This is a genomic window from Cobetia sp. SIMBA_158 (genome assembly GCF_046566945.1).
GTDB lineage: Bacteria > Pseudomonadota > Gammaproteobacteria > Pseudomonadales > Halomonadaceae > Cobetia > Cobetia amphilecti.
The window spans coordinates 1-287 of sequence record NZ_JAWJYL010000217.1; the positions used below are offsets into that span (position 1 = coordinate 1).

General features: G+C 61.0%; 1 pseudogene. It reads right to left on the reverse strand.

Features of this window, described 5'->3' with window-relative positions:
• A pseudogene (locus R2R70_RS19700) lies at positions 1 to 287 on the reverse strand (nitrite/sulfite reductase); the annotation flags it as partial.

A 287-nucleotide genomic window follows, 5' to 3' on the forward strand; every position in this document is an offset into this window, starting at 1 on the left:
CCAAGGATGCCGATGTTGCCGACGTGGTGATGGCCACGGGCGTTCATGCAGCCCGAGATGTTCAGGTCCAGCGGGCCGGGGTCATACAGGAAGTCGAGGTCTTCGAAGCGGGCCTGCAGTGCCTGAGCGATGGGAATCGACTTGGCATTGGCCAGCGAGCAGAAATGGCCACCCGGGCAGCAGATCATGTCCGCCAGCGTGCCCACTGTCGGGTTGGCCATGCCGAGTTCTTCTAGCGCCTTCCAGATTGTCTCGAGTTCATCAACCGGCATGTCAGACAGCACCAT